We start from the raw sequence: 14692 nt of genomic DNA, 5'->3' as shown, positions 1-14692 counted from the left end.
CGGCGGCTCAGACGCCGACCGTCACCGACTTGCGGTGCATGAACATCAAGAGCAGGAAGGTCCGAGTATCAGCGCCAACGGTTCTCGGAGAAGGCCGGTTCTCGTGGCCCTCGGCCCGAACAGTGGAAGTACCTCCCTGAAATGCTCTGCTCTGGGGCAGAATATGAGGTGTGGTCAAGAAAACGTCTGATGAGGCGAGCCCCCAGGTCCTGTCCAAGAAGGACTACGACAAGGAATTGCTGCGGTTGCAGGAGGAACTGGTCGCCTTGCAGGAGTGGGTGCGCGCAACCGGCACGCGGTTGGTCGTTATTTTCGAAGGACGCGACACCGCCGGTAAGGGCGGAACGATCCAACGCATTAGCGGGGCGCTCAACCCGCGCTTCTGCAGGGTTGTTGCACTCCCGGCGCCCACTGAGCGCGAGCGGTCACAGTGGTACTTTCAACGCTACATCGCCCATCTACCAGCGGCTGGGGAAATTGTGCTGTTCGACCGGTCTTGGTACAACCGGGCCGGGGTGGAGCGGGTGATGGGCTATTGCACCGATGAACAGTATGCCGACTTCGTCGAGGCGGTGCCCATGCTTGAAGAGGCATTGATCTCCGATGGGATCGTCCTGGTGAAGTACTGGTTGAGTCTTTCTGACTCCGAGCAGCGCCGACGATTCCAGGGCCGCATCGATAACCCGGCTAAGCGTTGGAAACTGAGCACCCTGGACCTTGAGGCGCAAGCCCGGTGGGTTGACTACGCCGAGGCCAAGGACAAGATGTTTGAGTTCAGTGACACCGAGCGCAGCCCGTGGTGGGTGGTCGACGCCGACAACAAGAAGGAGGCCCGGCTTAACCTGATGGCCCATCTGCTATCGCTACTGCCTTACGAGCGCCGGGAGTTTCCGGACATCGAGTTGCCCGAGCGCCAGAACCGGATCTACGACCGACCGCCGTTGGATCGCCAGCGGTTCGTTCCACAGCGCTACGAGATCGGGAAATCTAAAAAAGCGCCGAAGGGCAAGAAGAAGGATTCCGCCCAGCATAAGTCCCGCTGAGTGGATGCCGGTTGGTCTGCCGGTTTCGGGTGGGTTAGGATTCTTTTATCAAGGGGAGTACTCCCGTCTGTGATTGGCCCGTCAATACGGATGCACTGAAGCATCTCGGGTCGTCGGTTCCGGTGTTGTCCGGGGCGGAGGAGACCTTGGCGTATCTGTTCAACGCCTACCCCTTGGGAGCAATCTTATGCAGGTCACACCCCTGATCTGGCTCATCACGATCGCTGTGACGATCCTCTTCTTTGTCTACGAGTTCTTCGCCCACGTTCGTAAACCACACGAGCCGTCCATCGCAGAATCGGCGCGCTGGTCGGCCTTCTATATCGGACTGGCACTGTTGTTTGGGGTGGGGATCGGGGTGGTGTCGGGATGGAAGTTCGGCGGTGAATACTTTGCTGGCTATCTCACCGAGAAGGCTCTGTCGATCGACAACCTATTCGTTTTCCTCATCGTGATGGCCGGATTCGCCGTCCCGAAAAAGTATCAGCAGAAGGTGCTGATGATCGGGATCATCATCGCCCTCATCCTGCGTGGCGGGTTTATCGCTATCGGAGCGACCCTGATCGAGAACTTTTCGTGGGTCTTTTACATCTTCGGCGCCCTACTGCTCGTTCTGGCCTACCGGCAAGCGTTCAGCAGCCACGAGTCCAATCCGGCTAACGGTAGGTTTATGACACTGGTCCGCCGGGTCCTGCCCGTCACCGATGAGTATCACCAGGACAAACTCACTGTGAAGCAGGGCGGGAAGCGCTACGTCACGCCCATGTTGCTGACAATCATCGCGATTGGCTTTGTGGACGTCATCTTCGCTGTCGATTCAATCCCCGCAATCTACGGTCTGACCAACGAGGCCTACATCGTTTTCACCGCCAACGCCTTCGCGTTGATGGGTCTGCGGCAGTTGTTCTTCCTCATCGGAGGGCTGCTCGAGCGCTTGGTCTACCTCGCCCAGGGTCTGGCCGTCATCCTCGGCTTCATCGGAGTGAAGCTCGTCTTCCACGCCCTGCACGTCAACGAGCTCCCCTTCGTCAACGGCGGGGAGCCACTTCTTTGGGTACCCGAGATCCCCATCTGGTTCTCGCTGCTCTTCATCGCAGCCACCGTCGTTGTAGCGACCGTCGCGAGTCTACTCAAGACCCGCAGCGCCGAGGACATGGACGAGCAGGTACTGGTAAACGGCATACCGGTAGACGCCGTACGTCCACACGAGCTGGCCGAGCATTCTGAGGTCGATGGGAGGACGGAGTCCACTGCCGACACGTCCAAATAGGCTTTAACCGGCAGTTGTGAAGGGCGTCGGAGGTGCTGGTGGGTATCGGCGTCCTACGCGGATCCGTGAGCAGGGAGGGGCCCGCATCCCGTATCGTTGTCTGATGGTTACACGACGTGAAGCAGCTCAAATCCTCGATATTTCCCTGGAAATGGCGCACCGTCACGGTATCCCTGCAAGGCTGACGGACACCGAGCTATCCGAGCTCATGGACAGTCCACCGGGCTGGCTCGTTCAGTCCAGGAACAACCGGACGGGTAAGCGCCCCGTTTGGGTTCAACTGACCTGCGCGGTCTGTGGTTTCTCGGAAGCCGCACGGCCTAAGAAGTGGTGGCCGCCGTTCACCTATGTCTACTGCGCGCACCACACCCTTGAGGACCTCCCGCCGGTAATGCCGAGTCTGGTCCGCAGCGAGTACGAGGGAATCGGAAGTCGGTTCGTCGGCATCGTTGATGTCGAAGTGCCAGTCTCCTGACAGCCGGTGTCCGGCCGCGTTTCGCAGGTAGGCCCAGAGATTGATCAGTGGAAAGGCGAAAGTTCACCTGTGAAGGGAACCCGTAGGCCAAATTCCGCCGGGTACCTTTTCTCGGCCTACTGTTGATACATGAGGATCAACGCCTTTTCGGATGTCTGCCTGCGCGTGATGATGATCCTTGCTCCAGCGGCGGAGCTGAAAACTTCCCGAGTTATCGCCGAGGAAATTGGCATCCCCTACAACCATGTCAGCAAAGCCGTAATACGGCTCCGCGATCTTGGTCTTGTCGATGTCGTCCGTGGGCGCTCCGGTGGGCTAAGGATCAGTGAGGAGGGCCGCCGTGCGAGTGTCGGCTCTTTGCTGCGGGCTTTGGACACCCGGGAGGATCTCGCGGATTGCCGCACACCGGCCGGTGATTGCCCGCTCATTCACGGTTGCGGTTTGCGTACGGCATTGCGCCGCGCCCGGGAAGCTTTTTACTCGGAGCTCGACGACGTTGTCATAGCAGGGCTGGCCGATCCCCGTGGGACGGGTCCTGTCTTCGTTGCTTTGAGCACAATAAGCAGCCAATAGGTGGTGCCGCAGCGGTGCGCTTGTCATAGCTCAAATAGTTAAACCAGCATATGAGATGCTACTTTTAGGGTAGGCAAATGAGCCTCAAATCTAGGAGACGGCATGCTTTCGACCCAGTCCCATCCCATCATCGAGGCGACTCTTCCCTTGGTGGGCGAGAAAATGCCCGAAATTGCCAAGAACTTCTACGCCAGGCTCTTCACTGCGCATCCGGAGTTGTTTGATGGCCTCTTTAGCCGATCAAATCAGAAAAATGGGACACAGCAGCAGGCCTTGGCGGGAAGCATTGCGGGATTTGCCACTCACATGGTCAATAACCCAGACAGTGCCCCGGAAATTCTGCTTGCCCGTATCGCCCACAAGCACGTGTCCCTCGGCATTGTGCCGGAGCAGTACGACGTCGTTTACAAGCATCTCTTCGACGCTATTGCCGAGGAACTCAGCGATGTAATTACCGCCGAAATAGCTGGAGCATGGACTGAGGTCTACTGGCTGATGGCCCACACCCTGATCAAAATGGAAAAGGGACTATATGCCTCAGCCGCCAATGACAAGCCCTGGGCACCATGGACGGTGAGCAAAAAAGAAGCTGCGGGCAGCGACGCCGTGACCTTCACTCTCGTTCCTGCCGATGAGACCCCGGTGACACCATCCCAGCCGGGACAGTACGTTGGCGTGAAGGTAAGGATGCCAGACGGCGTTCACCAGGTACGCCAATACTCGCTGGCCGCAGACGACGGGACAGCCGTGCGGGTATTCACCGCCCGACTCGACACGGAGGGCGAAGTAACTCCGGTGCTTCACAACAGCGTCCAGGTCGGCGACCAGTTAATGCTCTCAAACCCCTGTGGAGACGTCACCTTGGCTGACGGTGATCACCCGCTCGTTCTGGCGTCTGCCGGGATCGGCTGCACCCCCACAGCCTCGATTCTGCGGTCCCTGGCTCAACAAGAATCCCGTCGAGAGGTACTCGTCCTGCATGCTGAAGCCAGCCTCGACCGCTGGGCGCTTCGGGAACAGATGAGCAACGACGCGGCAAGCCTCGAGTCCGCCGGACTCGAGCTCTGGCTGGAAACGCCAACCAGCGATTCGCGTGAGGGATTCATGTCCCTGGACTCAATAACCATCCCGGATAACGCGTCCGTTTACCTTTGCGGACCGCTACCCTTCATGCGCTCAATCCGATCGCAGGCACTAAAATCAGGCGTCCCGGCTGACCGCATCCACTATGAAGTATTCGGATCCGACCTCTGGCTCGCCAACGCCTAAGAGTTGCCCCTAGCTGCCCAGTTGAACGATAACCGCCGCAATCAGCGCCTGCGAGGCGCACTCATCGACACGGTGACCGGCGCACAGTACACACTCACATCACAGTCCAAGGCAGGAGCTATTAAACATAAAGCAGGCGGGGGAGACCCCCGAAATCGTTCCTTCCTACTCAGCCGTCTCCTAGTCTTCCATTCTGCTATCAGGATGACTTGAGGTGATTGCTGAGTGAAACAACTGGATGGCAAAGGGCGGTCGAGCCGGGCTAAGTCTTCCCAACAATCACATCGATGAGCAGGGAGGAAGCGACTTTGGAACCGGGCTTCAGGATGCCGATGAAAGCTGTTGACATAGGCCACAGCTGAGAGCACACTGTAGCCGTTGGTCGCAAATGTCCGGTTTAGCCCTGAAAAGGCCACGCTTCAGAGGTCTCCGGACCCTCATCCCGGAGCATCTCTCCTCCGGGTCAAACCAGTTGGGCAAGGCTTAATGGGGAGGACGAGATGTCCGCGATAAGTGTCAAGGCTCTGGAATCAAAGTCATTCAACGAACCCGATGAAAAACGCCGTCCACCTAAGACCGAAGTTGATGTGGTCAACCTTGGCGACACTACCTTAGGCAGGTTCACTTTCGAGCCCGGCTGGAGGTGGTCCGAGACCGTCAAGACCGTGGTGCAGACCGAGAGCTGCCAAAATAGTCATTTGGGGTTTTGTATTGCCGGAACGCTGACAGTTGAGATGGAAGATGGAACCCGCGCCACAATTCGCGTCGGCGAAGCCTATTCAATCCCCCCTGGCCATGACGCCTGGGTCGAAAACGATGAAACATTTGTGGGCTACGAAATTCTGAGCGCAGCCGCATATGCCAAACCTGCTTAGCTCCAGAGGACGAAAGCGGGCGTAGCGGACTCACTCCACAGGCTTGTTCTCGCGTGAGCTTCTCAGCGCGCTGTGGCAGTCGGCACCGGAAACACCGCTGCCTGCCAGCGGGATTGTCCTCCCCTGCACAAGTCGGCATATGTTCGGTCTGACAAGGTGCATGTCAGATTCAGCATCACATCCGGGCAGGTGGAGGTTGGCAAATCACTCGCGGACAGCCCAGCCACCGCGACCATAGCCGCAGGAAGCTTCGCGCCAGACAACGCAAAGCGCGGTCCGGATGTCACGGGTCGGGGCTGTGTCCATGTGAGGGCTCGGGCGGACCATCAGAACTGCTATTTCGTCGGTGTCACGGGGGCGGTTGGAGAGTTGCCACTGATGAGCATGAAACTGCTGAACAAGGGAGACCGCTGGGTCTTATCGGAGGCGGGATCGGCGTGCATTCGCCAGCAACAGTGGGTGCCGTCAAATCCCTTGAAGTAGCGCTGAATTTCTGCCGCCAAAAATTGAGTGGAGGCCGTCAGGCTACGTCCCAGTCATGCCCATTCAACCACCGTGCAAGCGGTAACGCCTCAACCCCAAAGTCTGCGCTGGTCGCAGTCATGTCTATTGCACCACTCCCGCGGCGGATCATGCATCTCACCTGAGCTGCCACCTCAAACGCTACCGTTTCGCCGAAAATGGGCGCCAGCGCAAGCTCGTAATCGTCGGGGTCGATAGACACGTAGGTCATCGGACGTCCGGTAATGTCAGCGAACCGACCGGCGATGTCGACGCCGGTAAGCGCTTCTGGTCCGCCGACGTCGAATCCCCTCCCCGCCAGGTCAGGCCGGTCTAGAGCGGCCACTGCGTACGCGGCCGTTTCCGCCGCAGAAATCCAGGACATCGGGAACTGCGCAGGCAGCGGGAACGCTACGACACCTGAGTCGACGATCCCTGGCCTAATCCATGGACCCAAAAATATTTCATAGTAAAAGGTCGGGCGAATCACGACGCTCGGGATCCCACTGGCGTGGAGGTAATCGACCACCTCCTGACGCGCCTCATAAGCATGAACGTTTTCGCCGGGAATGACGTGCGCGCTGGTATTGAACACGACCAGCTTCACTCCGGCTGCACGGGCGGCGTCGACGGCATTGCGGCCATATGCCTCATGCAATTCGAAGTCATACTGCAGGGGGAGTTGGAGGACCACACGATCGATGTCGGCGTTCGCCTTCGCGAGGCTGTCCGGGTCGCCCAAGTCGGCCACTGCGACCTCAGCGCCCCGAGCGCTCCAGTGCGCGGCGCGGTTTGCGTCACGAGTTACGACGCGAGTGGTCCGCCCCTGTGTGAGGAGCTGGGCCTCGACCGGAGTCCCTTGGGTACCCGTTGCCCCGTAGACGAGAATAGTTTCAGTCATCGTTATTCCTTCATCGCCTCCGAAGGTGCACCTGATGTGCGCCGGAGGAGAGCCATTGTCCTCCCAGCGGCGTTCCTCGTCTACTACCTAAATGATCCAGATTGGAGTGTCCGTGACCAGACGAGTCGGAGCAAGACCACCCCAAGGGCATCCAGGACCATTTGGTTTTACAACTCGGTGGGCTGTTAAGGAGAAGAGGCGAGATCAGGTCGTTTGGAGTGTTCTCGCTAGTTCAATAATGTCCTGAGCTTCTACATCGGGCTGGGCGTAGTAGGAGGGGTAGGCAGTAGCCGAGCGGTTTATCCAGGCGGTCTGCAAACCGGCGGTTTTTGCGCCGTGGATGTCCCACGGGTGGACCGCTACCAGCATGAGATCGCCGGGCGCATGGCCGGTCTGGCGTGAAACGTAGCGGTAGGCCTCTGCGGCCGGTTTCCAGCATGGCGCATCTTGGACGCTGAGCAATCGGGAGAACTTGTCCCGGATGCCGCCCCTGGAGGTTAGAGATTCCGCTACTGAAGGAGAACCGTTGCTAAGCGTGACCAGTTGAGTGATGGTGTTCAGTTTCCTGATGCCGGGTGCCACATCGGGGTGCAGAGGGAGGTTCTTGAACACGCCCATGATGTGATTGGTCTGGTTCTGATAGTTGCCCGGTCCTAAGGTTTGGGTGAGGAGCCGGTGAAGACTGTCGGATGCGATGTCCAGGAAGGCCGGGTTTTCGCCGGTTGTAGTGAGCGCGAACCCGTCGCGGAGTAATTCGGCGAACCATACACGTGAGAGGGTCTCGTGTAACCCAGATTCTGTGAACGCATTTTTCATCGGCGTCATGTCAGACAAAGTCTCATTGACGTCAAAGACCAGAACTGCCGGTGTTGTGCGCATAGGGATGACCCTTCCTGGCTCGTCGACGAGTTGGTTTGGGACAGTAATGGCCCTGTGACGACGATACCCGCCTCCACATGACTGCAGACACTTCGCAAATGTTTGACACCTACGAATTCCATTCCTACCTATTGGCGCTACCTCACCAGAAGCCACCCCCAGGATGTATTTTCTAAGGAGTACATCCCAGGGACGGCAGGGAGCACCGGGGCTTGCCACCTTGAACGGATTCCGGCCGCAGCGCCCCCATTGTTTGTTGGAGGGTGGATGTGGTGGCCGGGACCGGTCCCGTATGATGCGAGTCCGAGGGCGATGGCGCCCCACACCTCTTGAAGGATAGAAGAAGAGTCTATGCTGGCTACTGCTCGGAACTCGCAGGACCGCACTGTTAGGTTCGGGTTCGCATTCATCGGCGTTCTGTTCATCGCAGTTAACCTTCGGGTGTCCTTTGTCAGCGTGGGCCCGGTGCTGGAGAACATCAGCGGCGATCTCCAGTTATCCAGTGCTGCGGCAGGACTCCTTACAGGTCTTCCGCTCATCGCTTTTGCAGTCTTCTCACCCGTCGCGCCCCGCATCGCGTCCCGTTTGGGTCTTGATCGTACGCTGTGGCTATCACTGCTGATCCTCGCCGTCGGCATCGTGCTTCGCTCGTTACCCGTGCCCGGTTTCATCTGGCTGGGCACCGTGCTGATCGGCTTGGCTATTGCGTTTCTCAATGTCTTGGTGCCGTCGCTTGTGAAGCGGGACTTTCCACTGCGGGTCAGCCAGGTTACCGGAAGCTACACCGCCACCCAGGCTGCGTTCGCCGCGATCGGGGCCGCCGTCGTCGTGCCCGTGGCACAAATGTCTCCGGCGGGATGGCGGCTTGCCCTTGGAATCTGGGTGGGACTGGCTCTGATAGCGATGGCGGTGCTCTTGCCGTGGCTGCGCCGGCACAGGTTGGATACTCCGCACGCCACCATGCCGGAGGCCCCTCACCGGTCGCCATGGGCCTCAGCCTTGGGTTGGCAGGTGACGATTTTCATGGGCCTGCAATCTATTGGCTTTTACGTTTTGATGGCGTGGCTCCCCTCCATCGAGCAAAGTCGCGGAATCCCTGCCACCACCGCGGGAGTTCACCTGTCAGTATTTTTGCTCCTCAGCGTGTTCGCCAGTCTTGCCGCAGGAGGGATCATTCATCGAGGCGTGGACCAACGGTTCGTATCCTTCATGAGTGGGGCTCTCATGTTCGTGACGTTTCTCGGTCTGGCACTGGTGCCGGACCTCATCTTGTTGTGGATCCTTCTGGGAGCAATCGGGTGCGGGAGCCTCATTGTTATTGCTCTGTCGCTGTTCAGCCTCCGGACCGTCAATCACCTGCAGGCGGCGTCCCTGTCGGGCATGGCGCAGTCTGTCGGTTACGGTCTGGGTGCAGTCGGGCCGGTGATGTTCGGCGGCCTTCGCGATGTGAGCGGGGGTTGGACGCTTCCACTCATTGTCACCGCTGGCATCATGGCGGTTCTAGCTGGGACGGGTTTGCTCGTCGGACGTGACCACGTGATCCGCGGTACTGATTGACCGAAAGCCGACTACCGAAGCAGGGTCTCCCAGAGAGATGTGTCGTTCGTCCAGGCTCAGAACGCGTAGCGGATGCGGCAGTACGGCGCGATATCCCGAATCAGGGCAAGCAGTTGTCGAACATAGCCAGCCTTGGTCCCTGAGCGGTAGCGGACGTTGGTGAAGCCGTTGGACGAAACCTTCGATTCCTGCAGATCTGGGCGCCACAGCGCCTTCTCGGCCTGCGGATGCCACCCCAAATTCACCTCGTGTAGCCGCTCGTTGTGGGTCAGGAAAATGACTTCCGCCGCCAGTTGGGCTTTAGCGGCGGGCGTTAGCTTGGCATCAAGCTGGCGCAACAGTTCCTCCCAATCGCTGAGCCAGGTGTCCGTGATGATGACGGGGGAGAAGTTGACGTGTACCTCATACCCGGCCTCCACGAAGTCATTGATCGCAGCCATCCGTTCGGCCACAGGCGAGGTTCGGACGTCAATCGATTTCGCCAGCTCCGCGGGCATGAGGGAAAAGCGAATCCTGGTATGACCGCCGTGGTCCCACCCGAGCATCGCTGGGTTAACGTACTTGGTGGCGAAGGACAGCTTCGCGTTCGGCACATCGCGGAAGAGTGTGACGAGGTCCTCCACGTTATCGCTGATCAGCGCGTCGACTGAACAGTCGCTGTTTTCGCCGATGTCGTAGACCCAAAGTTCCGGGTCGCACTGGTTGGGCTCCAATTTCATGCCCTGTCGTGCGGCGTGCCGATCAAGCGCTCCTGCGATCTGCGAGATGTTCGCGAACACGGTTACCGGATTGCTGTATCCCTTGTGTCGGGGTACGTAGCAGTAAGCGCATGCCATGGCGCAACCGTTGGCAGTTGAGGGCGCAATGAAATCCGCTGACCGGCCGTTCGGCTTTACGGCCAATGATTTCTTGACCCCGAGTACCAACGCTTCCGTCTTGATCCTGGACCAGCGGGGAACGTTGGTCTCATCACCGTGGAGGTCCGGTATGTTCCAGTGGTTGTCGACAAGCACAACTTCGGCTGCCGGCCATCGTTGGACAATCTCTTTCCCTCGTGGCAACTCCAATGCAGCGGGTTGGGCATAGATGCGACGGATCTGTAACAGCCGGTTGAACTCCATCACTCTATTCTCCCAAGGTGCCGAAGATGCGGGCACCGGTTATGCCGAAGGCCTCTTACGGCAGTCAACCGGGAATGCATGGGGGACAGGAAGGGCATCCTACCGAAAGGACCGTCAAGGCGTTCGAGCGCCTTGACGGTCCCAGAGAGTGGTTACGAGCGTGAGCCACCTACCACCCGGCAACGGTGGTTTCAGTCAATTTGTGCCGTCAGGCCAGCAGCCTTGATTGCGGTCGACGCGGCGGCTTCGTCGTTGTCTGAGCTGTCCCCACTGATGCCGACCGCTCCCTGGATGGTGCCGTCATTGTCGCGTACCAGGACACCACCGGGCACTGGGATGAGTCGGCCACCCAGAGTGGCTGTCGCTGCGGCAATAAAGTACGCCTGTTGCTCGGCGCGCTCCATGATTGCCCGCGAACCCATTCCGAGGGCCAGCGCTCCGTACGCCTTACCCTGGGCGATCTCAAAGCGATTATTCGAGGCACCATCCTGGCGCGCAGCGGCGATGACGTGGCCGCCGGCGTCGAGCACGACGACGGTCAGCGGCTTGAAGTTCTGCTGCTGACCTGCCGCGAGGGCGTCGGCGATGATGGATTGGGCGGTTGTCAGTGTCAGGCTCATGATGACCTCGTTCGATTGTCGGCTTGCTTATGCAGGGCACGGCGGCGATGCAGAATGGGTTCGGTGTATCCGGATGGTTGAGCGGCGCCCTCTAGAACGAGTTCGCGGGCTGCCAGGAACGCCTCGGTATTGAACGCCGGGGACATCGGCACGTAGGCAGGGTCCGAGGCGTTCTGCTCGTCGACGACCACAGCCATTCGTTGCAGGGAAGCGTCGACCTCTTCCTCGGTTACGATGCCGTGCAGCACCCAGTTCGAGACGTGCTGGGAGCTGATGCGGCAGGTTGCGCGGTCTTCCATCAATGCTGTGCCGTGGATGTCGGGAACCTTGGAGCACCCGACGCCGTCGTTCACCCAGCGCACGACGTATCCCAGGGTGCTCTGAATGTTGTTATCCAGCTCGCTACGTCGGTCATCCGCACTCCAGTCAGAGGGGTTACCGAGCGGAATGGTGAGCAGTTGCCGCAGGGTCGAGCGACGCTTCCCGGCTAGTTCAGCCTGCCGGGCATCCACATCGACCTGATGGTAGTGCATAACGTGCAGGGTCGCGGCGGTCGGGGAGGGGACCCAGGCGCAGTCCGCGCCGGCAAGCGGGTGCGCAACCTTTTGCCTCAGCATGTCGCCCATATTGTCAGGGGCCGCCCACATGCCCTTACCGATTTGGGCCCGCCCGCTGAACCCGCACTCCAGGCCTATATCAACGTTCGCGTCCTCATAGGCCGCGATCCAGCTGGAGTTACGCATGTCGGCTTTGCGGACCATGGGGCCAGCGATCATCGAGGTATGGATTTCGTCGCCGGTGCGATCAAGGAATCCGGTGTTGATGAACGCGACACGTTCCCGCGCCTCCCAGATGCAAGCCTTCAGGTTGGTCGACGTACGGCGTTCTTCGTCCATGATGCCGATTTTCAGGGTAAGCGGTTCAAGGCCCAACACGGGCTCTACGGCCGCCAACAGTGCGCAGGCCACTGCGACTTCACCCGGACCGTGCATCTTCGGCTTGACGATGTACACCGATCCGGCCCGCGAGTTGCGCCCGGCGTGTGGGCCCCGCAGATCGTGTACCGAGCCAAGTCCAGTGAATAGGGCGTCGAGGATCTCCTCGGGCACCGGCGCTCCGGAAGAGTCCAGGACAGCATCACTGGTCATCAGGTGGCCTACCTGGCGGATGAGAAGCAGCGAGCGCCCGGGCAGAGTCAGCTCCGAGCCGTCGGGTGCCGTGTAGGTGCGGTCGGAGTTGAGCCGCCGGGTATGTGTGCCTCCCTTTTGCGCAATCTCGGCAGTCAGGGTGCCCTGCATCAATTGCAGCCAATTGCGGTAGCCCAAGACCTTATCCCCGGCGTCGACCGCTGCTACGGAGTCTTCGAGGTCCATGATGGTTGTGATCGCTGACTCCAACACTACGTCCTTCACCCCAGCAGGGTCCCCAGAACCGATGGTGTGGGTGCGGTCGATCAGGATTTCGACGTGAAGTCCGTGGTGTACCAGCAATACTGATTCGGGGGCGTCCGCGCTTCCCTGATAGCCCACCAGTTGCCCTGGGTCGGCCAGCCCCAGCGAACCATCTGGTGTCTCCGCGACGAGAGCGCCGTCTGCAATTCGGTAGGCGTTGACGTCAGCGTGGGATCCGCCCGCCAGACCAAGGTACTCATCCAGGAACTGCCGCCCACGTGCCACGACGGCGGCGCCACGGACTGGGTTATAGGCACCTGTCTGTTCGCGACCATCGCCGTCGTCAACTGCATCCGTGCCGTAGAGCGCGTCATAGAGTGAGCCCCATCGAGCGTTTGCTGCGTTGGCAGCGAACCGGGCATTCAGGAGCGGGACTACCAATTGAGGCCCGGACACGGTTGCGATCTCGGGGTCCACCCGGTCGGTCGTGATAGCGAAGTCTTCGGGCTCGTCGACCAGGTAACCGATTGAGCGGAGAAACGTCTCGTAGGCTTCCTCCTGCACGGGTTCCGCCCCTTGCGAGCGGTGAAACTCGTCAATTTGCTGCTGCATCCGGTCCCGGATGGCTAGCAGTTCCCCCACCTGGGGCGAGAAATCGGTGATGACCGCGGCCGCGCCAGCCCAAAAAGCTCCCTCTTCAATCCCCGTTCCAGGCAAAGCTTCGTCCCGGACGAAGTCATAAAGCTCTTCGGCGACGCTGAGGCCGTTGATCTCCAAATAGTTCGGCATAATGCCCGCCCCTTAGATTCTCGTAAGGTGGAAAAAGTTTACCAATATCAAAACCTAGCCAGCGCTGCTCCGCATGTCAATGCACAGCCCGACCTCCGGCTCTGCGTGAAGTTCACTAAACTGGAAGCAGTCAACGAAAAATGAAAGGGCAATGGCGGTGTCAGGCAGGATCAGGCTAAGGGCGATGCTCGATCTGTCGCGAACAGCCCTAACCTCTTTGGGGTTTGCCGCCATCATTGTCGCGATCCTCGCAATGCATGTGTGGATGGGCGGTCACGGCCCGTCCACACACGGATCTTCAACGTGGAACGACGCGGCTGATGGTGCTGTGTTCTCTGCTAGTCCTATGACATTGGACACCGAATCCGCGACGGCTATGAGCGGGTCGCACCACGTCCAGGCGAATGCTGCCCCCGCCGCTTCTACGGACGGGAGCTCCGGCGAATCAGGGCAGGGCTGCGTGGGGTCATGCGGCAACGACAGCGCAGTCCTGGGAATGTGTCTCCTGGCGATCATCGTCGTCGCCATTCTGGGGTTCCTGATCCGTTCCGGCCGGTTCGTTCCCGGGTCGGTGCTCCTCCGCGGTCCGCCACTGATCCGTTTACAACCCCTATCGATCCCCGTTCCTTCACTGATCCAACTCTGTATCAGCCGGACATAAAACACCGGCACCCGCCTTTCTGGTGAGCGCAAAGGCTTCCAGCCAAAGGCATGCATGCCCGTCGAGGGCACCACTGCAGACTATTCATCAGATGAATTCACAAAGGATCAGATCACTATGAAGCGTTACCTCCCCATCGCAGGGCTGAGCGTCGCAGCCGTCATCACACTCGCGGGCTGCGTAAGCGACAACGACACGACTACCCCGGTGGCCGAGCCAACGGCTTTCACCCAGGGAACTGCTTCCCCCACCGAATCCAGTGCTGTGGTATCCGCCGAGCACAATCCCGCGGATGCCATGTTCGCCCAGATGATGATTCCTCACCACCAGCAGGCGGTGGAGATGAGCGAGATGATGCTTGCCAAAGACGACGTCAGCCCTGAGATTACCGATCTCGCCACCAGGATCAAGGCTGCGCAGGGTCCTGAGATCGATATCATGACCGGCTGGCTCGAAGCGTGGGACCGACCGGTCATGCCCGNGACGGTGGCATGGCTGGGCACGAGATGGGCGGGATGGGTGGGATGGACGGCATGCTGGATGAAGATCAGATGGCTGATCTGGAAGCGGCTGAGGGTGACGACGCGGTCGGGTTGTTCCTGGAATCCATGATTGAACACCACGACGGGGCGGTGGAGATGGCCCAGGAGGAAATCGATAACGGGGAGAACCCTGCGGCAATTGCTCTCGCCGAGACCATCATGGAAACCCAGCTCGCCGAAATCCAGGAAATGGAACAGCTGCTCGCCGAACTCTAACCCTGGTCG

Annotated in this window: 15 protein-coding genes; 10 read left to right on the top strand and 5 right to left on the bottom strand. The window is 59.6% G+C overall.

Annotation, left to right across the window (positions count from 1 at the left end; genetic code table 11):
• The first annotated feature begins 170 nt into the window (after nucleotides 1–170).
• From ppk2 to K728_RS0116835, 6 genes are all read left to right on the top strand, one after another.
• A complete protein-coding gene (ppk2, locus tag K728_RS0116860; RefSeq protein ID WP_024477392.1) occupies nucleotides 171–1043 on the top strand; it encodes a polyphosphate kinase 2 in 873 nt (290 codons plus the stop codon).
• Nucleotides 1044–1230: 187 nt separating this feature from the next.
• A complete protein-coding gene (locus K728_RS0116855; protein ID WP_024477391.1) occupies nucleotides 1231–2313 on the top strand; it encodes a TerC family protein in 1083 nt (360 codons plus the stop codon).
• 103 nt (nucleotides 2314–2416) lie between these two features.
• The gene (locus K728_RS0116850) at nucleotides 2417–2788 is read left to right on the top strand and encodes a hypothetical protein (protein ID WP_024477390.1); all 372 of its coding nucleotides are present in this window, start codon (nucleotides 2417–2419) and stop codon (nucleotides 2786–2788) included.
• Nucleotides 2789–2917: 129 nt separating this feature from the next.
• A complete protein-coding gene (locus tag K728_RS0116845) occupies nucleotides 2918–3361 on the top strand; it encodes an RrF2 family transcriptional regulator (RefSeq protein WP_024477389.1) in 444 nt (147 codons plus the stop codon).
• A 102-nt stretch (nucleotides 3362–3463) separates the two neighbouring features.
• The gene (locus K728_RS0116840; protein WP_024477388.1) at nucleotides 3464–4630 is read left to right on the top strand and encodes a globin domain-containing protein; all 1167 of its coding nucleotides are present in this window, start codon (nucleotides 3464–3466) and stop codon (nucleotides 4628–4630) included.
• 500 nt (nucleotides 4631–5130) lie between these two features.
• Complete coding sequence (locus K728_RS0116835; protein WP_024477387.1) at nucleotides 5131–5505, top strand: cupin domain-containing protein; 375 nt, start codon at nucleotides 5131–5133, stop codon at nucleotides 5503–5505.
• A gap of 520 nt (nucleotides 5506–6025) precedes the next feature.
• Here the strand turns inward: K728_RS0116835 and K728_RS0116830 are convergent.
• Nucleotides 6026–6907 (bottom strand): SDR family oxidoreductase, encoded by an 882-nt coding sequence (locus tag K728_RS0116830; protein WP_024477386.1) that lies wholly within the window; start codon nucleotides 6905–6907, stop codon nucleotides 6026–6028.
• A gap of 204 nt (nucleotides 6908–7111) precedes the next feature.
• A complete protein-coding gene (locus K728_RS0116825) occupies nucleotides 7112–7786 on the bottom strand; it encodes a haloacid dehalogenase type II (protein ID WP_035748479.1) in 675 nt (224 codons plus the stop codon).
• A gap of 351 nt (nucleotides 7787–8137) precedes the next feature.
• Here K728_RS0116825 and K728_RS0116820 point away from each other — a divergent pair, with 351 nt between their 5' ends.
• Nucleotides 8138–9343 carry an MFS transporter gene (locus tag K728_RS0116820; protein ID WP_024477384.1) on the top strand — a complete coding sequence of 402 codons (1206 nt, stop codon included), beginning with the start codon at nucleotides 8138–8140 and terminating at the stop codon, nucleotides 9341–9343.
• A 56-nt stretch (nucleotides 9344–9399) separates the two neighbouring features.
• Here the strand turns inward: K728_RS0116820 and K728_RS0116815 are convergent, their stop codons facing one another.
• The 3 genes from K728_RS0116815 to K728_RS0116805 all read right to left on the bottom strand — a co-directional run bounded on the left by K728_RS0116815 (nucleotide 9400) and on the right by K728_RS0116805 (nucleotide 13264).
• Nucleotides 9400–10464 (bottom strand): spore photoproduct lyase family protein, encoded by a 1065-nt coding sequence (locus K728_RS0116815; RefSeq protein WP_024477383.1) that lies wholly within the window; start codon nucleotides 10462–10464, stop codon nucleotides 9400–9402.
• A 191-nt stretch (nucleotides 10465–10655) separates the two neighbouring features.
• Complete coding sequence (locus K728_RS0116810; protein ID WP_019481279.1) at nucleotides 10656–11084, bottom strand: GlcG/HbpS family heme-binding protein; 429 nt, start codon at nucleotides 11082–11084, stop codon at nucleotides 10656–10658.
• Nucleotides 11081–13264, bottom strand: a complete 2184-nt coding sequence (locus K728_RS0116805; RefSeq protein ID WP_024477382.1) for a malate synthase G — start codon at nucleotides 13262–13264, stop codon at nucleotides 11081–11083. The genes K728_RS0116810 and K728_RS0116805 overlap by 4 nt, the downstream gene beginning before the upstream one ends.
• 184 nt (nucleotides 13265–13448) lie before the next feature.
• Here K728_RS0116805 and K728_RS0116800 point away from each other — a divergent pair, with 184 nt between their 5' ends.
• The 3 genes from K728_RS0116800 to K728_RS22760 all read left to right on the top strand — a co-directional run bounded on the left by K728_RS0116800 (nucleotide 13449) and on the right by K728_RS22760 (nucleotide 14683).
• Nucleotides 13449–13925, top strand: a complete 477-nt coding sequence (locus tag K728_RS0116800) for a hypothetical protein (protein ID WP_156911371.1) — start codon at nucleotides 13449–13451, stop codon at nucleotides 13923–13925.
• Nucleotides 13926–13979: 54 nt separating this feature from the next.
• On the top strand, nucleotides 13980–14537 hold the full coding sequence (locus K728_RS19815) for a DUF305 domain-containing protein (RefSeq protein ID WP_443111010.1): 558 nt from the start codon (nucleotides 13980–13982) through the stop codon (nucleotides 14535–14537).
• Entirely contained in the window at nucleotides 14432–14683 is a 252-nt protein-coding gene (locus K728_RS22760) for a DUF305 domain-containing protein (protein WP_337587511.1), read from the top strand. The genes K728_RS19815 and K728_RS22760 overlap by 106 nt, the downstream gene beginning before the upstream one ends.
• Nucleotides 14684–14692: the final 9 nt, after the last annotated feature.

It is taken from the genome of Arthrobacter sp. CAL618 (genome assembly GCF_000468215.1).
Classification (GTDB): Bacteria; Actinomycetota; Actinomycetes; order Actinomycetales; family Micrococcaceae; genus Arthrobacter_D.
This window is presented reverse-complemented; position numbering and strand designations above follow the sequence as displayed.